Here is a 23,494-nt window from a genome sequence, read left to right as displayed (position 1 = left end):
CGATTCCTTCGATGACACATGAGATATTTTATTAAAGCAATCCTGCTTTAATTCAAAACCGGACAACAAAACTGTATTTTTACGCTTCATTATTTATTATCAACCTGCAAAATTGCCAGAAATGCTTCTTGCGGAATTTCCACGTTACCTACCCGTTTCATTCTCTTTTTACCTGCTTTTTGCTTCTCCAGCAACTTTCGTTTACGAGATATATCGCCACCATAACATTTTGCCAACACATTCTTGCGTAACGCCTTGACCGTCTCGCGCGAGATGATATGCGCACCGATGGCCGCCTGCACGGCAATATCAAACATCTGGCGCGGAATCAATTCACGCATTTTTTGCACCAGTTCACGTCCGCGATACAGACTGTTGCTGCGGTGGATGATCAGCGATAACGCGTCGACTTTATCACCATTAATCAACACATCCAGTTTCACCAAATCGGAAGCACGGAATTCCTTGAATTCATAGTCCAATGAAGCATAACCACGACTAGTCGATTTCAAACGGTCGAAAAAATCCATGACCACTTCATTCAATGGCATTTCATACGTCAGCATCACTTGCTTGCCCATATACTGCATATTGGTCTGATTGCCGCGTTTACTCACGCACAGCGTAATCACCGCACCCACATATTCTTCCGGCACGATGATGGTGGATGTGATAATCGGCTCGCGTATCTCTTCGATTTTAGAGAGATCGGGAATTTTGGACGGATTCTCAATTTCGATCATGGTGCCATCGCGCATCAGCACTTGATATACCACTGTCGGTGCAGTCGTAATCAAATCCATATCGTATTCTCTTTCCAGCCGCTCCTGCACAATGTCCATATGCAGCAACCCAAGAAAACCGCAACGGAAACCAAAACCCAATGCTTGCGATACTTCCGGTTCAAAGTGCAACGACGAGTCGTTCAGCTTCAATTTTTCCAACGCCGAGCGCAAGGCATCGTACTGATTGGATTCCACCGGATATAATCCAGCAAATACCTGCGGTTTAATTTCTTTAAAGCCTTGCAGCGGCTTTTCCGCCGGATTCGTGGCCAATGTTACCGTATCACCCACTTTGGCCGTATCCAGCTCCTTAATGCCGGAAATGATAAAACCCACTTCTCCGGCGCTAAGCGAATCGCGATTTAAGGATTTAGGCACGAACACCCCGACCTGCTCGCATAACTGAACCGCTTTGCTCGCCATCAACAAAATTTTATCGCCGGGTTTCAGCGTCCCGTCCATGACTCTGACCAATATCACGACGCCGACATAATTATCGAACCAGGAATCGATGATCAACGCTTTCAGCGGTGCTTTGGGGTCACCTTCTGGCGCGGGAATTTTTGCAATCAATGCTTCTAAAACATCCGCGACACCTTGACCTGTTTTCGCGCTGATTCTGACAGCATCGTGCGCATCGATTCCAATAACTTCCTCGATATTATCGATCACCCGTTCCGGGTCCGCAGCCGGCAAATCAATTTTGTTGAGCACCGGAATGACTTCGACCCCCTGCTCAATTGCGGTATAGCAATTGGCAACCGTTTGCGCCTCAACACCCTGCGAGGCATCAACCACCAGGAGCGCACCTTCGCAGGCCGCTAACGAGCGCGAAACTTCATAGGAAAAATCAACGTGCCCGGGCGTATCGATCAAATTCAGTAAGTAAGTTTCACCATTTTTGGCTTTATAGCGCAATGCCGCCGTCTGAGCCTTGATGGTAATGCCTCTTTCGCGTTCCAAATCCATGGAATCCAGGACTTGTTCTTCCATTTCACGATCAGACAAGCCGCCGCATAAATGAATAATACGGTCCGCCAGTGTCGATTTGCCGTGATCAATATGGGCAATGATGGAGAAATTACGAATATGCTGCATCAGGATATGAGATATAAAAATATTTCCAGTAATATAAGATTAACGCCGTTGGACTGGAAATTAAAATATTGTATTGGCAGTTAAAAGAGGCAGCATTCTAACGAAATTCAGCAAGATAATCATCTAAAGCTGCTAAATCCAGAAAATAGTGACAAATTTCTTGACCGTTATGCGAGGACATCAGCACGGGAATTTTCTCCCCGTAGCGGGCAACCAGCTCAGGATCGGAATCAATATCAATCACCTGAAAAGCGAAAGACACTTGCGCCTGCAAGTTTCGTAGCGCAAGTATCATGTCCTGACAAAGATGGCATTCTTCACGGCCATAAACGATCAATTTGGGTACTTGATCCACGGCCGCTGAGTCCGGCTCAGTCTTTTTTGTCATCGTCGGTCAGCTTCATCGTGATAAAAGTCGTGATATCGCTTCGCTTAACCAGCAAAGCGATATTCTTTCCGCTTTTGACTTGACTCAACAATTCATTAAATTGCTCAACAGTTTTCACATCCTTACTGTTTAAGCCCAAAATGATATCGCCAATGCGAATTCCCGAGCGGCTGGCAATGCCGGGCTGCATATCTTCAACCAGCAAGCCATTGGCAATCTCCAGTTGTTTCTTTTGTTCGTCATTAATCTCGCTTAATGCCAATCCCAGGCGATTCGATGTATTCGTTTTTTTACCTTGTTTCAGCTTGCGATTTTCCGCCGCATCATCGGAAGGTGTTTCTCCCACCTCAACTTTGATGGTTTTCAAAGCGCCCTCTCGCCAAACCTCTATCGATACTTTGGATTTAGGTTTAGTGTTGCCAACTATGCGCGGCAAATCGGCAGAAGTCCCCACTTCTTTTTCATCAAACTTCAGAATAATATCGCGTGGCTTGATCCCTGCTTGATCGGCAGGACCGCCTTTTTCCACTGACACAACCAGCGCGCCATTACTGTCGGATAAACCGAACGACTCCGCGAGCTCTTTGGTAACTTCCTGTATCATCACGCCGATTCTTCCCCGGCTCACTTTACCATTAGCTTTTAATTGATCCGCAATCTCGGTCGCAACATTGATCGGTATGGCGAATGACAATCCCATGAATCCACCGGTCCGGCTGTATATCTGGGAGTTGATCCCAACCACTTCACCGCGCATATTAAACAGCGGGCCGCCGGAATTTCCCGGGTTGATCGCTACGTCGGTTTGTATGAATGGAACATAATTTTCCTGCGCCAGAGAACGTCCTTTTGCGCTCACGATACCGGCCGTCACGCTATGTTCAAAACCGAACGGTGAACCGATTGCGACCACCCATTCACCCACTTTCAGATTTTCCGGATTCCCCTGCGTCACTTTGGGTAAATCCGTGGCATTAATTTTGATTAAAGCAATATCGGTCTTCCGGTCAGTGCCGATGATTTCCGCAGTAAACTCCCGTTTGTCATTCAACTTTACCGTAATTTCATCAGCCGTTTCAACAACGTGTGCATTCGTCAGAATATAACCGTCCGCACTGATGATAAAACCGGAGCCCAAAGACTTAGGTTCTGATCTTTTCGGCGCGGGGAAAGGTTGCATGTGCCGCTTAAAGAAATCGTAAAACGGCGAATTTTCCGGCAGACCCTGTATTTCAGGTAAGACCTGGGTGTTCACCGCATTTGAGTTCTGCACCGCGCTAATATTGACTACCGCAGCGCCATGTTTTTCAACCAGCCCGGTAAAGTCGGGTAATTGGTTGGTTTGTGCGAATGCTGATGGGGTATACAAAAACAATAACATTACTATCAATCGAAACATGATTTTTATCCTTACTTTACGTTTGACAAGCAATCAACGTGGGTATACATTATTTTTTTAACCGTCGAACCGGGAAATATGTTCAATTTTTTCTTGTGGATATCGATGGGAAGCGGAAGAATTTTGCAGATTCAGTATGCTTTGACTTGCGGAAATTAATCTTTTTTAACAACAGAATCGCCTATTAGTTTAATGGTTTCCAGTGGAACTTCACCGACTGTTGTTATTTTATTATCATTGAGTGTGCGAACATAGATATTTATCGCACCACGACTGGTAAAAAAACCTGGAACCGGTGACGGTGCATCCTTACTAATCGGTTCGATAAATACCGAAACCGTCGCGAGTCCGTCTGATACGGCAATATGGTCGACCAGAACAGGCTTTTCGGTCAAATTGCGCTTCATTTCAATCAATTTCTGGAAACCTGCGGGAAGATTCTTGACCTGCCACGGTAATTCACCTTCACCTAAAATTGAAGTCAGTAATTTTGTTGTTTCCCATTCGCCCGAAATCAGAGATTGATTCGGTTTCAATTGACTGGAAGAAATGTCTCCATCGATTTCCAGTTGTGCAAAAGCAAATTGCTCAATGATTTGATTACCATCGATTACAGCCACTTTCACTGGCACTCCGGTTGCAGTGTCAATCCAGAATTTATGACTATATCGTAATGAATCCCTCGGAGTCAGGGACAAGACCTGGCACTCGTGATCCGCGATCCGCTCGCGGCCGATTTCCTTGACAGAGTAATTCTCGTCAACGTTATCTAATGGTAAAGGGAGAATATCAGGAAAGAATTTACGGAACCAACGTTTCTCAGTATATATTTTTTTACTTTCAGGAAGATAACACTGCATCTCATCGTTATTACGAAAAACAATGCGCGGCAGTCCGTCTAGTACTTCAATTTTTTCATATTCACCGGCTGGACCAGCTTTGTGCACGATGCGAGAGGTTTCTATATGGCCATCGGCATAATAAACGAAGGTTCCAGAGTAATTATGGCGACGCGGTGCGTCAGCCATTTTTTTTAACCAACCCAGCGCACTCTGGGTTGAACGAGATAATTCTTGCGCAACCGCTGTTTGAAGACTTACTACCAACAGTAAAAATAGCGAAAACAGCGGAAATATTTTGCGGCTAATCATCTACCATATCTTTCGTGGTATTCAGTCACGTTATTGACATTGGTAACTTGCCCATTCATGGTGATACCTGGAGAGAATTCCCGGTGCACGAAGAGATAATCATTCATTTCAACCGGGGGATGTGAGTAATTATGAATTAAAGGAGGAGAAGAAACTGTGATAGGTGTGGCAGTTAAGTTATTGTCGCGTTTTGATTGCTCAGCCACCATAACTTGTTGCGGCTTATAGAGATTATTCATTATAACCCACCCCGAAACCATCGCTATCACTGAGGCGGCCATTGAAAAGGCCAGGACTTTATGTGTTTGTTTCTTTTCTACGTTACGAGAACTATTATGGGGAGAGAGTATGGTTGGTTCGGCTTTTAACTTTTGGTTGACACTGGCAGATATATTCATCGATAGTCGAGATGATTGCCGCAGCGCATCGCCAATCACGTGATACGCCTTCCACTCATCCCGCAGATCATTATCTTTTTTTATCGCCTCAATAATATTTGAAACATCTTGCTGATCAAGCTCACCATCCATCAATGCAGATACTTTACTTTTCACATTACCACCTCTTGTCTTTACTTGTCCCTAGCAAAGGACGCAACTGTTCAGATATCGCTTCACGTGCGCGAAATATGCGCGAACGTACAGTCCCAATGGGACAACTCATAATATTGGCAATTTCTTCATAACTTAATCCATCAATTTCTCTTAAAACAATCGCTGTACGCAACTCTTCAGGTAACGAATCCAACGTCTGATTAACCGTTTGAGCAATTTCTTGACTCATCAGTTCACTTTCAGGTGTATTCATTTCCTTCAACAAACCGCTATCTTCGAAATCTTCGGCATCTTCATTGTCAAATCCTTGCAATGTCGGCAGCTTACGCCCCTGAGATACCAGAAAATTCTTTGCTGTATTAATACCAATCCGATACAGCCACGTATAAAAAGCACTATCTCCACGAAATGAAGGCAATGCCCTATACGCTTTGATAAAAGCTTCTTGCGTAACATCCTCAACCTCAGCTGAGTCACGAATAAACTGTGACAATAAACGAGCCAGCTTACGTTGATATTTTATGACTAGTAGATCAAATGCATGCTTATCTCCGCCTTGAACTCGTTCTACTAACTGTTGATCGATTTCCCGATCACCCATACAACCTGATCCCTGAGCATTTTAAATGAATTTATAGTTAATTCTTGTTCCATTAAATGTAGCATAATGACACAACAGAACAAGTATACATATCCAAATGAATCTCGGGAACTACGTAATTGCATCATCATTGTTTCAGAGACAATTAATCCTATCGATTAGTTCACAATTCAGTTTTTCGGTATCAATAAAAGCAAATCCACGTATACAGATTGAAGTACTCCGAGTCTGTTATTATTCAGCCCATCAATTACAAAAACAGATGGTCAAGTTTGATGCCTAACAACAATTTCGATACGCTGATCATCGGCAGTGGATTAGCTGGGTTTACGCTGGCATTGCATTTGGCGCAGTATAAAAAAATCTGTATCGTGACTAAACTAAGTGCTGATTCGGGCGCCAGCTCATGGGCGCAAGGTGGAATTGCAGCAGCATTATCCGATAATGATTCTCCATCACAACATGTACAAGACACATTGATCGCCGGAGCCGGCTTATGCGATAAGGAAATCACTCAATACATCACCGAAAATGCAGCAAATGCAATTCATTGGCTGATAGATCAAGGTGTTATTTTCACCAGCGACAAAACAAGCGAAACCGGATATCACCTGACGAAAGAAGGTGGTCATAGCATACGGCGCATTATTCATAGCGGCGATGCAACAGGTAAGGCTGTACAGCAAGCCTTAATCCAGAAAATACAAACGCATCCGAATATTTTAGTACTGGAACATCATATCGCCATTGATCTGATTACCAGCGATAAGTTATCCGATTATGCTCACACGCAGCATAAACGATGCTTTGGTGCTTATATCCTCGACAAAAAACAAGATAAAGTGCTTACTTTTACAGCGCAAAACACTGTATTAGCCACGGGTGGAGCCAGTAAGGTCTATCTCTACACGACCAATCCGGATACCGCCACGGGCGACGGTATCGCAATGGGCTGGCGTGCGGGTTGCCGGATTGCCAATATGGAATTCATCCAGTTTCACCCGACTTGCCTCTATCATCCGCATGCAAAATCGTTCTTGATCAGTGAAGCTGTTCGCGGCGAAGGCGGTTTATTAAAACTGCCGAATGGCGACCGCTTCATGCAGCGGCACGATCAACGCGCCGAACTCGCGCCACGCGACATCGTGGCTCGCGCTATTGACTTTGAAATGAAAAAAAGAGGACTGGATTGCGTCTATCTGGATATATCCCACAAACCCGCTGATTTTCTCAAAGAACATTTCCCGACTATTTACGCCCGTTGCCTGGAATTGGGAATCGATATCACTCGTGAACCGATTCCGGTCGTTCCGGCAGCACACTATACATGCGGTGGCGTGGTGACTGACAAACACGGCAAAACCGATTTGGATAACCTATATGCCATCGGAGAAACAGCACATACCGGATTACACGGCGCCAATCGTCTAGCCAGTAACTCTCTGCTGGAATGTCTGGTATTGGCACAAGCTGCGGGAATCGATATCGCCAATCAACCTATGAATGGACTCCCAAAACTGCCTGACTGGGATGAAAGCCGGGTTACGGATGCGGATGAAGAAATTGTCATCGCGCACAACTGGGACGAGTTGCGCCGCTTTATGTGGAACTATGTCGGCATTGTGCGCACAACCAAACGATTGCAGCGCGCGCAGCATCGCATTGCGTTATTACGCGAAGAAATCAATGAATACTATACAAACTTCCGCGTTAGCAGTGATTTGTTAGAGCTGCGCAACCTCGTCGATAGCGCCGATCTCATTGTGCGATGCGCCATGCTGCGCCATGAAAGCCGGGGATTGCACTTTAGCAAGGATTACCCGGACACCTTGCCGGTAGCGCAAGATACGATATTGCAAAGGGAAATTTAAAAGCAACAGAAAACGGCGCCTTACTTTTCAACACCTAAGCCGGTGTAACCGGCTTAGGTCAATAACAGAACAACCCTATTTTAAATAGATTAACTTAAAAGACTAACTGCACTTTCCTGTTTCGGAACCATCATTATTGGTCTCTGTATCATCTTCTTTCACACAAGAATTTTGGCAGACACCTGATTTTTTACAGGACTTACTCGCTGGCAAGCTCTTTTTATCAATACAGGTGCCATCCACCAGATAACAGACTTGGTTTACTCCACAAGCTGTTTTTCCGTCTTTCTCGGTATCCAGACTACAGGCGGCAAAAGCCTGACTGGTAGCAAACACCATTGCAACAACTAATACCAATGCATGAACAGTTTTTTTAAACATATTCTCTCCCTCTTTGCATAATTTACGATAGCAGAAAAATTTTCCATTGCGTGCAAATTGTTTTTATCACTCATATGGAAAAATACTTCATAATAAACAGACTACCTGCGTTTACCCAGGTACATACCACCATCAAAACGATAAACACCATGCACGTATTCCGTTAAGCGCAGTTTGGTATGAAATACACTCGCTACCATTAACCAACTGCCATGATCATTTACCATTTTCTTGATCCTGCTTCCATTTCCACCGCAACCAAACCCGCAACCGCCTGAATTCATCCCCTTTGATGCTATCAGGCAAAATCACAACGCTGCGCATAAAAAATTTCCCGGCCGGTTGTAGATTCATCACTGCAAGATAAGGAGCAACAAAAGTGCTTCCCAATATGCGGCAAGCGATCGATTGCCCGGATCGCGTTGTTACAATGCAGCACATATCTTCCTTCAACTGCAAAGCGATTACCGCATCATCTGCACTGAGCAACGCATCTTTACGCAGATAATAGAGCAGACTGATAATCAGCAAAACAACGATGATAGCCTTTACTTCCAAGGGTAACGCCAGCGGCCACAAAAAGCTGGCAGTAATCAAGTGCGCCAGACTCAGTATCGTTACAAGGCGGCAGGAAGATTGAAGATGAATAAACAAATCAGGCATATTTAAAATCGCTTTTCCAGCATTGACGGTCACGGAAAATAAAATCGCCCGGCGCAAAGCGCAATCTCCCGTAGCGCACTCTTGCTTTCAACTGGATTGAGTATCGTATAATCATCACCCGTTTATTCATCCGTAGCTTTTGTATGAATCCAGCATGGCAAACCTTTTTACGTGATTGTCACGCCGTCATTGAAAATGATAGTGTGGTACATTTTGGCAACATCACAGCCGAGCTTCAAGAGACGCAAACGACCACCGTCATGGCTGATCTATCCCATCACCGCATAATTCGTTTTTCCGGCGAGGACGCAAAAACTTTTTTGCAAAACCAGGTTAGTTGCGATATCCGGGAAATCAATCCAAACCAGGCGCAATATGGCAGCTATTGCACCCCTAAAGGCCGGATTCTGGCAACTTTCCTGCTCTGGCAGCACCATGACGATCTTCTCATGCAATTGCCTGCCGGTTTATCCGTTGCCATACAAAAGCGGCTAACCATGTATGTGCTGCGCGCCAAAGTACGGTTGACCGATGCCAGTAATGACCTGGTCCGAATTGGTGTCGCAGGTCCGGATGCCGCCCTGTTGATTAAAGATGTAACCGGTTTACCATGCCATTTTGATCATTCGTTGCAAGTGACGCATGATGGCGCACAAAGCGCTCTTTGCCTTTCTCCGCAACGTATCGAATTGATCACATCGGTTGAAAATGCAGCGCTACTCTGGCAACGCCTTGATCAACATGCCAAACCGGTTGGCGCGGATTGCTGGAATTGGTTAAATATTGAATCGGGAATTCCAGTTATATTGCCTGAAACTCAGGAAATGTTTCTGCCGCAGATGGTCAATTTGGACGCAATTGGCGGTGTCAGCTTTAAAAAAGGCTGTTATCCGGGACAAGAAATTGTGGCACGCACGCAATACCTCGGGAAACTCAAACGGCGCATGTTTTTAGCGCATATTGACTCGACACAGACTATTAAAGCGGGCGATGCGCTATACAGCAGCGATATGGATGATCAATCCAGCGGCAACATTGTCAATGCAACACCGTCACCGCAAGGCGGTTTTGATGCTTTAGCCGTCATTCAGCAAAGCAGTGTTGACGCCATCGAGATACATTGGCAATCGCTGCAAGGGCCAACATTGGAAATTAAATCGCTACCCTATTCATTACCGGCGTAAAAACGCAACGGCTCATCACCGCTTGTGCATCACGTTATTGTTTCTCAGCAGCCTGCACTTGCGGCTTAGGTTGATTGGAAAAATTCAAATTGTCGGGTGCATTGGTTCCGCCCGTCACAATAAACGTCATTGCTTCTTCTGTCGTCCAGTCCGTCAGAATAACATCGTCCATCGGTAGAATTTCGATATAACCGGAAGTTGGATTGGGTGCGGTCGGCACATAAACCGCAGCAAGCTTTCTCCCGCTATTTTTATCTGTTATGACTTTCGTGATAAACCCGACCGCTTTCATCTCTGACGATGGAAAACTGATCAGCACAACACGCTGCCCGGTAACCGGCGGCTGGCTGACCGTGTGCAAGAAACGTTTGGTAGCGCCATAAATTGTTTGCACCAAAGGCAGTCTAGCGAGAATATTTTCATAAATACCGATCACTTTCTTACCAATGACAAAAGAAGCCAGCAAGCCGATGCCATAAAGACTCACAATCGTTAGCAACGCAGCCACTGCATGTTGAAAATTAGAATCGAGCAGCCAACTGGCCGTGGTATCCGAAAATGGCCGGACAGCACGCGCCGTCCCTTTTAGCAAAGGATCTCCGATCCGTGCCAATAAATTCAATAAAAAATCAAATACCAGCCACGTCACCCACAGCGGCGCCACGGTAAGAAAGCCAATAAGGATATAGCGAGCTAGATGGGCGGAACGTGCTGCAGGCTGCTCTTGATTACTTTCTGTTGACATGCTTTAAATTTTTCTCCCGCCATGTAAGTGTGTACGATCCAAGCCTTGTTTTCTTCCGATCAAAAGGCACAAACCGCCGGAAACCGGCCGCGCATAAAATTGGCTATGATAATATTATTTTGCGTGAAACCGATGCAAATATTAGAAATATCATATACTGGCAAGCCTGCGGCGTTCTTGGTAGAATCGCCGGACACGCTGCAACAATTTCTGACATAGATCGACTGGCATTGAACATGCGTTATCCGTAAAGTCTGTTTTCATTTGCAGTAGAAAAATTCTGGCTGGCACACATTCCGAAGAACCAGAGTAACTTACTGAAAACAGCACCATCTCATGCAGAAAAATGAATTTTTAAACTAAAAATCACCTTCACGAAATTTAGGGTGTTCTCTCATAGGAATGAAAAGGGATCGTTATGTCACATAGCTCAACACAAATTAATAAGTATCTTAAGAGTTTACAAAAGCACTTAGCTGATGAGCATCCGGATAACCCGACACTGGCCAATGCAGTCAAAAGTTTCAGAAAAATGGATTATGTCGGCCACAGCATGGGGTTACTCAACAAAGATGAGTCTTATGCGACCTGTGTGACCTGGTGGCCTATGATCGCCGTATTAGGCACTTTCTCCGCCGGAAAATCGACCTATATCAATTCCTACCTGGATATGAAGCTGCAGCGCACCGGCAATCAGGCCGTCGACGACAAATTCACGGTCATTTGCTACAGCCGCCATAATGAAGCGAAAACGCTGCCGGGCATTGCACTCGATGCCGATCCACGTTTCCCGTTTTTTCAAATCAGCCGTAGCATTGAAGAGATTTCCGAAGCCGGGCAAGAACGCATTGACGCTTACTTACAATTAAAAACCTGCCCGTCCGAAAATATACGCGGAAAAATCCTGATTGATTCTCCCGGTTTTGACGCCGACAATCAGCGCGCATCGACATTGCGTCTAACGCAGCACATCATTAATTTATCCGATCTTGTGCTGGTATTTTTTGATGCGCGCCACCCCGAACCGAAAGCCATGCAGGATACATTGGCTTATTTGGTATCGGCCAGCGTTAACCGTGCCGATGCAAACAAATTCCTGTACATTCTGAATCAGATTGATGTCACCGCACAGGAAGACAATCCGGAAGAAGTTGTTTCCGCTTGGCAACGCTCGCTTGCAGAAGTAGGTTTAGTCACCGGACGGTTCTATCGCATCTATAACCCCGCCGCTGCCGTTCCGATCGCCAACCCGCACATCAAAGAACGCTTCGAGAAGAAACGCGAAGAAGATATGGTCGACATCAACGCAAGAATGCATCAGATCGAAGTCGAACGTTCGTATCGCATTGTCGGGAAGCTGGAGCAAACAGCAAAAAGCATAAAAAATCAGATTGTTAACAAACTATCTGACATGTTAAAGAAATGGAAAAGCAAAGTCATATTATTTGATGGTTTAGCTTTTGGCATGTTGGCTGTATCGGCAGGAATAGCGTTAACGATGAATGAGTCCTGGGGCATTGTCAAAACATTCCCGGAAGAACTGATGCAGGGGGATACCACGGCGATCGCCATCGCTTCGTTTTTGGCGCTCAGCATTATTTTCATCCATTTTTCCATTCGCCGCGCCGTTGCCAATAAGCTACTGAAAAATCTAGCGAAAGAAATCGGCAGCGATCATGAGGTCTACAAACAGTACGTGCAGGCATTTAATAAGAGTACTGCCACGTACCGCCCAATGCTCCTCAGCGGACCGGCTGGCTGGAATGATGTTGCACAACAGACAATTGATGAAATCATTAACGAAGCCAATGATTATATTCAAGCGTTGAACGATCAATTCACGAATCCATCGGGAAATGAGGGTGGAAACTCGCAAGTTTAGGATTTTACAATGCTAGATCGTTTTATCGCATTGCTAAATGCGCACTTTGCCACACAAAAATCTTAATCAGTCGCTAGGGATAACAAACAGAATTGATAGAAGAATCAATCTACACTATCAATTCTTTTGTTCTCCATAGACCGCTCTAAATTTCTTCTTTTATCCACTTCAGTCAGTATCCATTCCAGTTTCCCCAAAATTACACTTCCCCATGACTCAGCTTTTGAGCTGCAATGAGCTTGAAGGTCTCCGCCACCGGTTCGATTTAGTTTCATAACTTGTTCCAGTTTGGACAAAAACGATATTAAAGAGTAAAATTCTGGCTCTTTATACCCAAGGGTAGTTTAATAACCGGAGAATTTTATGTCAGTCACAATCGACCAAAAAGCACAGGTAGTGCGGGACTATCAAAGAGCCGAAGGGGATACTGGCTCTCCTGAAGTCCAAGTTGCACTCTTAACGACTAGAATCAATGACTTAATCGGTCACTTCAAAACGCATGTCAAGGATCATCATTCCCGCCGCGGTCTGTTACGCATGGTTGGACGCCGCCGCAAACTGCTTGATTATCTAAAAAGCCGCAATACCGATACTTACCAAACGCTGATTGAACGCCTTGGTTTGCGTAAATAATGGTTTTCTCAGACTTGGCTGGTGCCAATCGAGCAGACCATTTTTCAGTCATGCAATCGATATTCTTGTCTGCAGGCAAATCAAAATTCGGAAAGATTCATCAAATAGGAAAAGGGATTGTTAATTGAAACCTATTAAGAAGAGTATTACTTATGGACGCCATCAACTCACACTGGAAACAGGTGAAATAGCAAGACAGTCACATGGCGCCGTAATGGTTACAATGGACGATACAGTAGTACTTGTCACCGTAGTTGGCGCAAAAAATATAAAACCAGGACAGGATTTCTTTCCACTGACAGTGGATTACCAGGAAAGATCTTACGCAGCTGGCAGAATACCCGGCAGTTTCTTTAAGCGAGAGGGTCGTCCATCAGAAAAGGAAACATTAACTTCCCGATTGATCGACCGCCCTATTCGACCGCTCTTCCCCGAAGGATTCTATAACGAAGTACAAATAGTAGCCACGGTAATGTCGGCCGATAATGAAGTGGATCCGGATATCCCCTCGATTATTGGCACCTCCGCTGCATTAATCCTTTCCGGCATTCCGTTCGATGGCCCGCTTGGTGCGGCCCGGGTCGGTTATATCAACAATGAATACGTTCTAAATCCAACCACTTCCGAATTGAAAGACACGCAACTGAATCTGGTTGTTGCAGGTACACAAAACGCTGTTTTGATGGTTGAATCGGAGGCGCTGGAACTCCCGGAAGAAGTGATGCTAGGAGCCGTGTCGTTTGGTCATGAGCAAATGCAGGTCGTTATCAATGCAATAAACGAGTTTGCTGATGAAGCCGGTGTTACCGCTTGGGATTGGACACCGCCGGCCAAAGATGTCACTTTTGAAGAAAAGATTAACGGCTTGGCAGAAGCTGATTTGCGACAAGCATACAAAATCAAACAAAAACAAGCACGTAGCGAAGCAATTGAAGTCATCAGCCAACGCATCTCCGCCGAGCTTGGTGTTGATACCGAGGGTGGCCCCGATCTTCAGTCATTCAAGGAAGCTTTTTTTGCACTGGAATCGAAAATTGTGCGCAACCAAATCCTGGATGGTGAACCCCGGATCGATGGCCGCGGCACGCGGACTGTCCGGCCTATTACAATTCGTAACGGTGTGCTGCCGCGCACGCACGGCTCAGCGCTATTTACCCGTGGAGAAACACAAGCGCTGGCGATTGCAACTTTGGGTACCGCGCGCGATGAGCAAAAAATCGATTCGCTGCAAGGCGATTATAACGACCGGTTCATGCTGCATTACAACATGCCGCCCTATGCAACCGGAGAAATCGGCCGTGTCGGCACTCCAAAACGCCGTGAAATCGGTCACGGACGTCTTGCTAAACGCGCTCTTGCTGCCGTACTACCGGCTCCTGAAGAATTCGGTTATTCACTCCGCGTGGTATCCGAAATTACCGAATCCAATGGTTCCAGCTCAATGGCATCGGTCTGTGGCGGTTGTCTTGCACTGATGGATGCAGGTGTTCCATTGAAAGCGCATGTTGCGGGTATCGCCATGGGTCTGATTAAGGATGGCAACCGTTTTGCTGTACTGACAGACATTCTTGGTGATGAAGATCACCTCGGTGATATGGATTTCAAGGTAGCAGGAACCGAAAAAGGCATTACTGCCTTGCAAATGGACATCAAAATTCAAGGCATCACCAAAGAAATCATGCATGCAGCGTTGATACAAGCGCATGAAGGGCGGATGCATATCCTGCAAATCATGAAACAAGCGCTGCCATCGACCCGGGAAGATATTTCAGTGCATGCACCGCGCATCATCAAACTGAAAATAAATCCGGAAAAGATTCGCGATGTTATCGGTAAAGGCGGCGCTGTAATACGCACGCTCACGGAAGAAACCGGCACTACCATTGATATCACCGATGACGGTCAAGTTACGATCGCTTGTGTTAATGCGGAAGGCGGTGAATTGGCCAAAAAACGTATTGAAGACATTACCGCGGAAGTCGAGGTTGGTAAAATTTATGATGGTGTAGTCCTGAAGTTACTAGATTTTGGTGCTATCGTCAGCGTTCTTCCAGGAAAAGACGGCTTGTTGCATATTTCGCAAATCGCCAATGAGCGTGTCAACAACGTTTCCGATCATCTGAACGAGGGCCAGCAGGTTCGTGTCAAGGTGCTTGAAGCGGATGACAAGGGTAGACTGCGTCTCAGTATGAAAGCGCTAGCTGCTGATGAAAGCGATGCGGATCCTACCACAGAAGAATCCTAACTCGTCTCATACTTACGCATACTTACGCGTTAATTTAAACAAATAAAAGCCCCTGCTTCACAAGCAGGGGCTTTTCATTTTCACCGGCTACAAGCCCATTCAGTTCATTGTGTTCAAAACTATTTAGCTATTTGCCTCTCACGCATTTCATCCAAAGTCTTGCAATCGATGCAGAGTGTCGCCGTTGGCCGTGCTTCTAATCGTTTTAATCCGATTTCAACACCGCAGCTTTCGCAATAGCCATAATCACCGGAATCAATCTTGCCGATAATCTCATCAATTTTCTTGATCAGCTTGCGCTCCCGGTCACGGTTACGTAATTCGAGCGTCATATCCGATTCCTGACTGGCCCGGTCATTAGGATCCGCGAAAACCGTCGCTTCATCCTGCATGGTATGAACGGCACGGTCAATATCCTGACCTAACTCAACTTTCATATCTTCCAGTATCTTACGAAAATGCGTCAGCTGATCTGGCCCCATATATTCTTCACCTGCTTTGGGTTCATAGGGAGTCACTTGTTTACTTTGCAGCTCTTTTGGCATCTTTCAGGCTCCTCTTTAATTCCGCTAGCGTACAAAAATCGCATAGTATTATCAGAAAACATGTTCGATAACAAGTTATTTATCCATAGTCGATGTTTGCCATTGATCGAATTCTACGATAGCACGTCACTATAAATTTAATTTGTGACATTACGCATGCAAATTGTCAACATTTCTGGTTTCTAATTCGTACCAAAACAGAATCAGCAAAATTCTCAACTTGAAGCACGAAGAAATTGACGTCTCACCGCTAAGAAGGTATAGTGTCGCCTTTTCCGGGGTGTAGCGTAGCCTGGTAGCGCGCCTGGTTTGGGACCAGGATGTCGGGAGTTCAAATCTCTCCACCCCGACCAATTTCAGCCCTAATATTTAGAGCAGCCCGATTTGGTGCCCGTAGCTCAATCGGATAGAGCACCAGCCTTCTAAGCTGGGGGTTACAGGTTCGATTCCTGTCGGGCACGCCACAAATATTATATTTTCCTCATGGATGGACTGAATTGCTCGACCCGGTTTTTGTGTGCAAGACCGTATCACTTTTCTTCATATGGTGGCTGTAGCTCAGTTGGTAGAGTCCCGGATTGTGATTCCGGTTGTCGTGGGTTCGAGTCCCATCAGCCACCCCACCTGATTACATCCATAGTCCCCCATTCTGTTTCTTTATTGTCATTTATGCTCGCAATCCGAAGCGTGACTTTGTTTGCCTAAAAATATATATTAGCGGCAGAATAATTTATTTACCCGCTAACCCGCATTATTCAGGACATTACCGATGAGCCACAATTTATTCAACAGCCTGCATGAGCTATCCATAGCCCCCGGAAACACTGCAAAATACTATTCACTCCCAGCGCTGGAGAAAAGTGGCATTGGAAAAATTTCCCGGCTGCCGGTATCGATCCGTATCGTATTGGAATCGGTGTTGCGGAATTATGACAATAAAAAGATCACGGAAGCTCATATCCGGCAACTAGCCAACTGGAAACCCGAGGCCGCCAGAGTCGATGAAATACCGTTTGTCGTTTCCCGCATTGTGTTGCAAGACTTTACTGGCGTGCCGCTGCTGGTCGATCTCGCTGCCATGCGCAGCACGGCGGTAAAACTAGGAAAAAATCCGAAGCTGATCGAACCGCTGGTCCCCGTCGATCTGGTCGTTGATCATTCGATACAGGTTGATCACTACGGTACGAAAGATGCGATCGATCGCAATATGGAAATAGAATTTTTTCGCAATAACGAACGTTACCAGTTCATCAAGTGGGGCATGCAGGCATTTGACACATTCAAGGTGATTCCTCCCGGGATCGGCATCGTGCATCAGGTCAACCTCGAATACCTCGCTCGCGGTGTGCACCGGAAAGACGAACTCATTTTCCCCGATACCTTAGTCGGTACCGACTCGCATACCACCATGATCAACGGCATTGGTGTCGTCGGCTGGGGTGTCGGCGGGATCGAAGCGGAAGCCGGTATGCTGGGTCAACCGGTATATTTTCTCACCCCTGATGTCGTGGGTGTCAATTTAACAGGCCGGTTGCGCGAAGGAGTTACCGCAACCGATCTGGTACTGACGATCACGGAAATGCTGCGCAAGGCTAATGTCGTCGGTAAATTCGTCGAGTTCTTCGGCGAAGGAACCGCTTCATTAACGTTGCCCGATCGCGCCACGATCGCCAATATGGCACCGGAATACGGCGCAACCATGGGCTTCTTTCCGGTCGACGACGTCACCATCGGCTATTTCAAAGGCACGGGACGCAGCCAGGAAGAAATCGCCGCATTTCAAGCATATTTCCAGGCACAGCAGATGTATGGCATTCCCAGAAAAGGCGACATCGACTATACCAGCGAGCTGACACTCGATCTGAGTTCGGTATCGCCTGCACTGGCAGGCCCCAAACGCCCTCAGGATCGAATCGAACTCGCAGCCATAAAATCCCGCTTTACCGAACTCTTTAACAAACCCGTCAAAGAAAGCGGTTACGGCAAACAAAACGACGATATCAATCAGCGTTACTCGGTACGTAATACCCATAACCAGGATTCCGAAGTATGCACACAAATCGACTCCGGCAATGTCGATGAAAGCCGGTTGTCGGCGCCAGGTGCCGGCAACACGCCGATGCCACAAAGCGCTGCATCCACTGAACGGCGGATGGTTTCCCGCAACATTACCGAAATGACCAGTAACCGCCCCGCACCCAATGCAGCCGACTTATGCCATGTCGAATTGAATGGTTCCAGCGTTGATTTGGGCCATGGCGATGTGATGATTGCCGCCATCACATCCTGTACCAACACATCCAATCCGAGCGTGTTGCTGGCCGCGGGCTTGCTGGCCAAAAAAGCGGTCGAGAAAGGACTATCGGTCAAGCATCACATCAAAACATCGCTAGCGCCCGGCTCACGTATAGTCACCGATTATTTAAACATCACCGGACTGTCGCCTTATCTCGAACAATTGGGCTTCAATCTGGTCGGTTACGGCTGCACCACGTGCATCGGCAACGCGGGACCATTGGCCGAACCGATAGAAGAAGCCATCGTCAAGAATGACTTGGTCTGCGCTGCAGTATTATCCGGTAACCGCAATTTTGAGGCACGCATCCATCCGAACATTCGCGCTAACTTTTTGGCATCACCACCATTAGTCGTGGCCTATGCAATTGCCGGTACTATACTGAAAGACCTCACGTCTGAACCGCTGGGAATCGGCAAAAACAATCAACCAGTCTGGCTCAAAGATATCTGGCCCAGCAGCGCGGAAATTCATGCATTATTAAAATACGCCGCCAACGCGGATACCTTCCGGAAACTTTACGGCAATCTCACCAAAGATCACGCGTTGTGGAATAGCGTGACCTCCGTTACCGGGCAAACTTACAATTGGCCGGAGTCGACTTATATCGCCGAACCGCCCTTCTTCCAGAATTTCTCGCTGCAACCTGTACTATCCAGTGGCACGAGTGACATTAAAAATGCTTACGCACTGGGGATATTTGGCGATTCCGTAACAACGGATCATATCAGCCCGGCGGGATCGATCAAGGACACTTCACCCGCAGGACGTTATCTGCTCGACCATCATGTCGGCAAAGTTGATTTTAATAGCTACGGCGCCCGCCGCGGCCACCATGAAGTGATGATGCGCGGCACTTTTGCCAATGTGCGCATCAAAAACTTGATGATTCCCGGCAGCGAAGGTGGCATTACACTTTATCAGGGCGCCGCAGGTGCTGCGCCGGAACAAATGAGCATTTACGATGCCGCCATGAAATATCAATCCCAGAATATTCCCACCGTTGTTTTCGGCGGCAAGGAATACGGTACCGGCTCAAGCCGGGACTGGGCTGCCAAGGGTACGCAGTTATTGGGTGTTAAAGCGGTGATCGCCACCAGCTTCGAGCGCATCCATCGGAGCAATCTGATCGGCATGGGCGTTCTGCCATTACAATTCAAAAACAATGACAACGCCGATACGCTTGGCATCAAAGGCGACGAGCAATTCGATATCCTTGGACTGGATAACATCCAGCCGCAACAAGATGTCACATTGAGCATCCGGAGAAAAGACGGCAGCAGTCAGTCGGTACCATTACTGTGCCGCATCGATACTGCCATTGAAGTGGACTATTACCGGCATGGCGGCATTTTGCCTTATGTATTAAGAGAACTGATGGCTTAAGTAATCGGCCCGCACACCAGAATAAATAATATATTCAGATTCTTAATCATTAAAAACTGACTCTATTTTTAGATCGTCAAATGACATATAGTACATGGCACGATAAAAAGCGGAGGTAGTCCGATGATATACGATCTGGTAGACAAAGCTTTTAAAACGCTTTTGTCATTAAATGAGGAAGATGAAAGAAAATTTGCTGATGCGAGAAAAGACATCAATCATATCAACCATATCCTTCACGATATGGTGATTATCGACACCAAAAGCTCTGCACTGCTGATGCATGTTTCCATTATGCTGGCGGTTGTCATCGGCATGCTGTTTACGCTGATCGGTCCAAAGGAAAGCGGCAGTATCCTGGCTTATATGTTGAAAATCGAAATGGTGGCTTACGCCGTCGTCGCCATGGTGCTTCTCCGGTGCCTCGATATCATGGGATCGCCGTTCCGGAAACTCAGAAATGAAATGCACGAAATCGATGCCCAATACCATCAAGAAATAGTCACCAGAAGAGCAATCTATCAGTTGATGTCTCGAGTCGTTTTCATTTTGACGGTGGTACTGATCTTAATTACATTCTTAAAGATTTTTGGCTTTCAATGAAGCATTGAAAACATCATAACCCAATACGCTAGAAGCGTATTCTCACGTAACAATCGCAGGAAAATAACATGGCCGACTGCATTACTGCTGTCGCGTTACTTATTTGTTCTTTGCTTGCAAGGTAAATACATCCACCAAGCGGAATTTAGGCGTTTGTGTCTTGAGATCTGTTACGGGGGTATCAATACCGATGACATAACCGGTCAACGTGTTTTCGGTCAATTTAAAGCGAATGATGTGACGATAGCGTTCAGACCTCGCTCCTCCGCCAGCCTCGCCGTTATGGCAGTTGAACGCCAGCGATACCGCGAAATACCAGCCTAGCCAAATACAGCTAAAAATCCCGCCCGATAGCAAAGCCATCAGCAAGCGCCAACCATCAACAGGAACCGGCTCACCCCGCGTCGCTGCAAAAAATACGGCCATTCCGATGACAACCCATGCCATCAACATACCGTTACCGATTTTTTTCTGAATTTCCGGTGAAAAATTTTTAGTTAAATGCGCATTAGTAAACAAGAAACCGGCAGCCAAGGTAATTGCGACTGTCACCGTGCAAATTATTAACCACTGAATATAATCATCAGCATACAGCGCCAAACAAACCGGTATCGAAATTTGCAGTAGCGCATGCCAGAAACCTATCGCCAGAAACTTGCCCCAATTGGCTTTGGCTATACCCAGTTTATCCGTATTAAAAAACGGGAATGCAGTAAAACCAACTATGACCAGGGACCAGAGAATAATTGCCAGAAAATCAAAACTCATCACGGATGCTTTGTAAACACCATAATGCAAAAAACCAAATGAGACACAAAAAATCCCCATCACATTCAATACCCATAATGGCAAGGAATCCCACCCGGTTTGATGCCGGATTTTGGACCGATCCGATAAAACATCGCTGTAGCTACGGCTCAGATCGATTATCTGTAGCGCAGCAATCACAAACAAACCGATTAGCCATGAAGCTTGGAAAGAAGCGGGAGATGATTCTCTAGGCCAAAGCACCAGAAATAGTAGCGGAATTATCCATAAAGAAATGGGTACGATGAATACCGTACGGTACCGTTCCCATTCATCCTGCGAGTCACTGTATTTAACTTTTGATAACCCCGGTACGCTCATCTTCTTCCATCCAAACAAGAAAGCAATGAATAGAATGATGTAAATCAAGTCGAACCCATACGAAAATTCGAAATAGGAATTTGTATCAGCAGTAAAAAGCGCTTGCCGGATACGTTCCAGAAAGTACTGATCTGCATCGAGCGCAGGTAAATTATCCAAGAAATACCTGAATAAGGACGAAGTGCTTTGAGGAATAGTCACTGCAAAATAAGTAACCAAAGCCACGATGGCGCCGATTAACCCAACATAACCCCCAGTAAGAATATTCCATGGATTAAGAATCCGCTGCGTGGCTTCGCGATGAGAATCTGATTCCTCCGGATAAACCCGTTGTTTCTTGATTTCTCCAACATCGGTATGGCTCGGGTGCAAAAAAGCACCACCGCCGCCAGCAACCACGGAAGCGTAATTGCCAAGTTCACTGCTCTCATTTTTGTTACCCCAGTAACGCGCGTAATGATGTGTATCACCCGAAATATCCAGGCGGCATTTGTTGCTGCTCAGTTTACCGTCATACAGAAAACCGGGTTCCAGTCCCAAATGCTTAAACGATTTCGTCATCGGCTCATCATCAGCGGCACGCTTGCCAAAGACGGTACTGGGTTCGGGCGTTGCGACAATTAATTTACCAGGTATTGCAGCTTGCAAAGCTTTTTGCACATCCGCTTGCTTTTGTTCATCAAATAATTCGCCACTGGTTACCCGATCTTTGCAAAAGGTTGATACAAAAAAAGCCTGCTGACGCTTATCCATTTTGCCATTTTGCGCATCAAATCCCCATAGTTTCCAGTCAAAAGGCAATTCCAGCGCGACATAGCTGCTTCTTTGCATCCGTTTGAATCCGTACAGACCAAGCTGAGGATCTTGCAGATCTTCTTGCTCGCGCACCTGCGCCTGAAGATTTTGGCTGATCGGTTCACAGAATTGGCGGTTAAAACCATCCAATGCATCGTAATAATCATGATTGGCCGGTATACCAAAAATCGGACGTTGCTCAACCTTTTTCCCAGTAGCAGCACTGATGTCCATGTAGGCCCAGTTAAAAGGCGTCTGGAACCGTTCTTTGAGCGAAGCGACTCTGCTACATGGTAAGCCGTATCGCCGCCGACAAATAAAAACTCACCGCGTGGTAATTGAAAATCATAGCCTTCGGCTGGGGATAACGATATCTGCTCTTTATCCGGCACTTCACTTTTCAGCCAGAGATCACTCATGCACAAATACGCGACGTTATAGACCGCGCTCATGCCATCGCCGGTGTCCGCAATGTAATCAAACCAGTATGGTTCTTGCTCATCGTGAGAGCAGCGCTTTATTGAAATGGTCTCAGCAAACATCCAGTCTCTGGAATCTTGCTTTTCACCATTCAATGTAGAGGAAATAATGCTTTTGAGGCTGGTTACAAGATCCCTGCCCCCGAGCCAGCTAACCGGCTTCTTGAATTCCCGTTCCATTTCCATCCTATTGTCAGTTGAGCATTAAATACTATGAGTGCTGGTCATCATAGCGCACGACATCACATTAAGAGAAATTTAACTTTATTTAACCGTCCGGAAATTCGGAACCGTTTGCAGCCTCCTCGTTTTTTCGACCCCATCAAATAGAAGTTGCGGGTATTTGGTCATGGTGAACTGTACTGGTGCAATGCGGCCGGGCAACTCATGGAGGCCATGAACGGCACATTAAGCAGTTCGTGGAAACCCTCCAGCAGTCGCTTTTGCCCCATGCTGCTGCACGGACACAAAGCTGGAATAAACAGACCAAAGTCATGACAAGGATTATTCGTTATGTAATCCATACAGTTAAGCATTTGCTTGTTTACTTAATACTAAACATAGGGTCTTAGGAAGTTAAAGCGGGTTTAAACGTAACAATTTAAGAATTTCATGATAGAGATTATCACGGCGATGATTAAAACGAAATTCGGTTTCTTTCAAGTGCAGGTAGAAAGTATGT

The 23,494-nt window shown here is 46.1% G+C and carries 20 protein-coding genes, 3 tRNA genes and 1 pseudogene; 10 read left to right on the top strand and 14 right to left on the bottom strand.

What is annotated here, in order from left to right; translation table 11 throughout:
* Nucleotides 1-89: 89 nt before the first annotated feature.
* From lepA to rpoE, 6 genes are all read right to left on the bottom strand, one after another.
* On the bottom strand, nucleotides 90-1,886 hold the full coding sequence (lepA, locus tag DU481_RS11170; protein ID WP_183082504.1) for a translation elongation factor 4: 1,797 nt from the start codon (nucleotides 1,884-1,886) through the stop codon (nucleotides 90-92).
* 94 nt (nucleotides 1,887-1,980) lie between these two features.
* Nucleotides 1,981-2,271 (bottom strand): glutaredoxin family protein, encoded by a 291-nt coding sequence (locus DU481_RS11165; RefSeq protein WP_350134496.1) that lies wholly within the window; start codon nucleotides 2,269-2,271, stop codon nucleotides 1,981-1,983.
* Nucleotides 2,255-3,670: a DegQ family serine endoprotease gene (locus DU481_RS11160; RefSeq protein WP_350134494.1), complete on the bottom strand. Its 1,416-nt coding sequence runs from the start codon at nucleotides 3,668-3,670 to the stop codon at nucleotides 2,255-2,257. The genes DU481_RS11165 and DU481_RS11160 overlap by 17 nt, the downstream gene beginning before the upstream one ends.
* A gap of 155 nt (nucleotides 3,671-3,825) precedes the next feature.
* Nucleotides 3,826-4,821 carry a MucB/RseB C-terminal domain-containing protein gene (locus DU481_RS11155; protein WP_350134493.1) on the bottom strand — a complete coding sequence of 332 codons (996 nt, stop codon included), beginning with the start codon at nucleotides 4,819-4,821 and terminating at the stop codon, nucleotides 3,826-3,828.
* Nucleotides 4,818-5,375, bottom strand: a complete 558-nt coding sequence (locus DU481_RS11150; RefSeq protein WP_121163948.1) for a sigma-E factor negative regulatory protein — start codon at nucleotides 5,373-5,375, stop codon at nucleotides 4,818-4,820. The genes DU481_RS11155 and DU481_RS11150 overlap by 4 nt, the downstream gene beginning before the upstream one ends.
* A 1-nt stretch (nucleotide 5,376) precedes the next feature.
* The gene (gene rpoE, locus DU481_RS11145; RefSeq protein ID WP_090316177.1) at nucleotides 5,377-5,976 is read right to left on the bottom strand and encodes an RNA polymerase sigma factor RpoE; all 600 of its coding nucleotides are present in this window, start codon (nucleotides 5,974-5,976) and stop codon (nucleotides 5,377-5,379) included.
* 275 nt (nucleotides 5,977-6,251) lie between these two features.
* Between rpoE and nadB the strand changes: the two genes are divergently transcribed.
* Entirely contained in the window at nucleotides 6,252-7,847 is a 1,596-nt protein-coding gene (gene nadB, locus DU481_RS11140) for an L-aspartate oxidase (RefSeq protein WP_350134490.1), read from the top strand.
* Between the two features lie 102 nt (nucleotides 7,848-7,949).
* Here nadB and DU481_RS11135 read toward each other — a convergent pair whose 3' ends face one another.
* The 3 genes from DU481_RS11135 to DU481_RS11125 form a co-directional block, all read right to left on the bottom strand.
* A complete protein-coding gene (locus tag DU481_RS11135) occupies nucleotides 7,950-8,228 on the bottom strand; it encodes a hypothetical protein (protein WP_350134488.1) in 279 nt (92 codons plus the stop codon).
* A gap of 101 nt (nucleotides 8,229-8,329) precedes the next feature.
* Complete coding sequence (locus DU481_RS11130; RefSeq protein ID WP_350134487.1) at nucleotides 8,330-8,455, bottom strand: hypothetical protein; 126 nt, start codon at nucleotides 8,453-8,455, stop codon at nucleotides 8,330-8,332.
* Nucleotides 8,445-8,948 carry a protein YgfX gene (locus tag DU481_RS11125; RefSeq protein WP_350134485.1) on the bottom strand — a complete coding sequence of 168 codons (504 nt, stop codon included), beginning with the start codon at nucleotides 8,946-8,948 and terminating at the stop codon, nucleotides 8,445-8,447. Before DU481_RS11125 ends, DU481_RS11130 begins: the two co-directional genes overlap by 11 nt.
* An 86-nt stretch (nucleotides 8,949-9,034) precedes the next feature.
* Here DU481_RS11125 and ygfZ point away from each other — a divergent pair, with 86 nt between their 5' ends.
* Nucleotides 9,035-10,075 (top strand): CAF17-like 4Fe-4S cluster assembly/insertion protein YgfZ, encoded by a 1,041-nt coding sequence (gene ygfZ / locus DU481_RS11120; RefSeq protein WP_350134484.1) that lies wholly within the window; start codon nucleotides 9,035-9,037, stop codon nucleotides 10,073-10,075.
* A 34-nt stretch (nucleotides 10,076-10,109) separates the two neighbouring features.
* Here the strand turns inward: ygfZ and DU481_RS11115 are convergent, their stop codons facing one another.
* Nucleotides 10,110-10,820: a DUF502 domain-containing protein gene (locus DU481_RS11115; RefSeq protein ID WP_350134482.1), complete on the bottom strand. Its 711-nt coding sequence runs from the start codon at nucleotides 10,818-10,820 to the stop codon at nucleotides 10,110-10,112.
* Nucleotides 10,821-11,238: 418 nt separating this feature from the next.
* On the opposite strand from DU481_RS11115, the gene DU481_RS11110 reads away from it, so the two are divergent.
* A complete protein-coding gene (locus DU481_RS11110; protein WP_350134480.1) occupies nucleotides 11,239-12,702 on the top strand; it encodes a dynamin family protein in 1,464 nt (487 codons plus the stop codon).
* A 104-nt stretch (nucleotides 12,703-12,806) separates the two neighbouring features.
* Here DU481_RS11110 and DU481_RS11105 read toward each other — a convergent pair whose 3' ends face one another.
* Nucleotides 12,807-12,977 (bottom strand): hypothetical protein, encoded by a 171-nt coding sequence (locus DU481_RS11105; RefSeq protein ID WP_350134478.1) that lies wholly within the window; start codon nucleotides 12,975-12,977, stop codon nucleotides 12,807-12,809.
* An 88-nt stretch (nucleotides 12,978-13,065) separates the two neighbouring features.
* Here DU481_RS11105 and rpsO point away from each other — a divergent pair, with 88 nt between their 5' ends.
* Both rpsO and pnp read left to right on the top strand, forming a co-directional pair.
* Entirely contained in the window at nucleotides 13,066-13,335 is a 270-nt protein-coding gene (gene rpsO / locus DU481_RS11100; RefSeq protein WP_090316201.1) for a 30S ribosomal protein S15, read from the top strand.
* Nucleotides 13,336-13,459: 124 nt separating this feature from the next.
* Nucleotides 13,460-15,580, top strand: coding sequence for a polyribonucleotide nucleotidyltransferase (gene pnp, locus DU481_RS11095; RefSeq protein ID WP_350134476.1), 2,121 nt, complete (start codon nucleotides 13,460-13,462; stop codon nucleotides 15,578-15,580).
* A gap of 119 nt (nucleotides 15,581-15,699) precedes the next feature.
* Here pnp and dksA read toward each other — a convergent pair whose 3' ends face one another.
* The gene (dksA, locus tag DU481_RS11090) at nucleotides 15,700-16,125 is read right to left on the bottom strand and encodes an RNA polymerase-binding protein DksA (protein ID WP_090316207.1); all 426 of its coding nucleotides are present in this window, start codon (nucleotides 16,123-16,125) and stop codon (nucleotides 15,700-15,702) included.
* 276 nt (nucleotides 16,126-16,401) lie between these two features.
* Between dksA and DU481_RS11085 the strand changes: the two genes are divergently transcribed.
* The 5 genes from DU481_RS11085 (at nucleotide 16,402) to DU481_RS11065 (ending at nucleotide 20,410) form a co-directional block, all read left to right on the top strand.
* Nucleotides 16,402-16,478: transfer RNA gene (locus tag DU481_RS11085), tRNA-Pro, on the top strand.
* Between the two features lie 34 nt (nucleotides 16,479-16,512).
* A tRNA-Arg gene (locus DU481_RS11080) sits at nucleotides 16,513-16,589 on the top strand.
* Nucleotides 16,590-16,672: 83 nt separating this feature from the next.
* Nucleotides 16,673-16,748 (top strand) — tRNA-His (locus tag DU481_RS11075).
* Nucleotides 16,749-16,894: 146 nt separating this feature from the next.
* On the top strand, nucleotides 16,895-19,807 hold the full coding sequence (locus tag DU481_RS11070) for an aconitate hydratase (RefSeq protein ID WP_350134474.1): 2,913 nt from the start codon (nucleotides 16,895-16,897) through the stop codon (nucleotides 19,805-19,807).
* 123 nt (nucleotides 19,808-19,930) lie between these two features.
* Complete coding sequence (locus DU481_RS11065; protein ID WP_350134472.1) at nucleotides 19,931-20,410, top strand: hypothetical protein; 480 nt, start codon at nucleotides 19,931-19,933, stop codon at nucleotides 20,408-20,410.
* 99 nt (nucleotides 20,411-20,509) lie between these two features.
* Here the strand turns inward: DU481_RS11065 and DU481_RS11060 are convergent, their stop codons facing one another.
* The gene (locus DU481_RS11060; protein WP_350134470.1) at nucleotides 20,510-22,567 is read right to left on the bottom strand and encodes a hypothetical protein; all 2,058 of its coding nucleotides are present in this window, start codon (nucleotides 22,565-22,567) and stop codon (nucleotides 20,510-20,512) included.
* 821 nt (nucleotides 22,568-23,388) lie between these two features.
* A pseudogene (locus DU481_RS11055) lies at nucleotides 23,389-23,494 on the bottom strand (IS1595 family transposase); the annotation flags it as partial.

It is taken from the genome of Nitrosomonas sp., assembly GCF_040240425.1.
Lineage (GTDB): Bacteria > Pseudomonadota > Gammaproteobacteria > Burkholderiales > Nitrosomonadaceae > Nitrosomonas.
Note: the sequence above shows the minus strand (reverse complement) of the source record. Positions and strands in the feature narration are given on the sequence as shown.

Coding starts and splice junctions, on each gene's coding strand:
- nadB (WP_350134490.1), top strand. CDS start 6,252: ATGCCTAACAACAATTTCGATACGCTGATCATCGGCAGTGGATTAGCT.
- DU481_RS11070 (WP_350134474.1), top strand. CDS start 16,895: ATGAGCCACAATTTATTCAACAGCCTGCATGAGCTATCCATAGCCCCC.
- DU481_RS11160 (WP_350134494.1), bottom strand. CDS start 3,670: ATGTTTCGATTGATAGTAATGTTATTGTTTTTGTATACCCCATCAGCA.
- DU481_RS11155 (WP_350134493.1), bottom strand. CDS start 4,821: ATGATTAGCCGCAAAATATTTCCGCTGTTTTCGCTATTTTTACTGTTG.
- rpoE (WP_090316177.1), bottom strand. CDS start 5,976: ATGGGTGATCGGGAAATCGATCAACAGTTAGTAGAACGAGTTCAAGGC.
- DU481_RS11130 (WP_350134487.1), bottom strand. CDS start 8,455: ATGGTAAATGATCATGGCAGTTGGTTAATGGTAGCGAGTGTATTTCAT.
- DU481_RS11065 (WP_350134472.1), top strand. CDS start 19,931: ATGATATACGATCTGGTAGACAAAGCTTTTAAAACGCTTTTGTCATTA.
- DU481_RS11165 (WP_350134496.1), bottom strand. CDS start 2,271: ATGACAAAAAAGACTGAGCCGGACTCAGCGGCCGTGGATCAAGTACCC.
- DU481_RS11135 (WP_350134488.1), bottom strand. CDS start 8,228: ATGTTTAAAAAAACTGTTCATGCATTGGTATTAGTTGTTGCAATGGTG.
- rpsO (WP_090316201.1), top strand. CDS start 13,066: ATGTCAGTCACAATCGACCAAAAAGCACAGGTAGTGCGGGACTATCAA.
- DU481_RS11105 (WP_350134478.1), bottom strand. CDS start 12,977: ATGAAACTAAATCGAACCGGTGGCGGAGACCTTCAAGCTCATTGCAGC.
- dksA (WP_090316207.1), bottom strand. CDS start 16,125: ATGCCAAAAGAGCTGCAAAGTAAACAAGTGACTCCCTATGAACCCAAA.
- DU481_RS11060 (WP_350134470.1), bottom strand. CDS start 22,567: ATGGACATCAGTGCTGCTACTGGGAAAAAGGTTGAGCAACGTCCGATT.
- DU481_RS11110 (WP_350134480.1), top strand. CDS start 11,239: ATGTCACATAGCTCAACACAAATTAATAAGTATCTTAAGAGTTTACAA.
- ygfZ (WP_350134484.1), top strand. CDS start 9,035: ATGAATCCAGCATGGCAAACCTTTTTACGTGATTGTCACGCCGTCATT.
- DU481_RS11115 (WP_350134482.1), bottom strand. CDS start 10,820: ATGTCAACAGAAAGTAATCAAGAGCAGCCTGCAGCACGTTCCGCCCAT.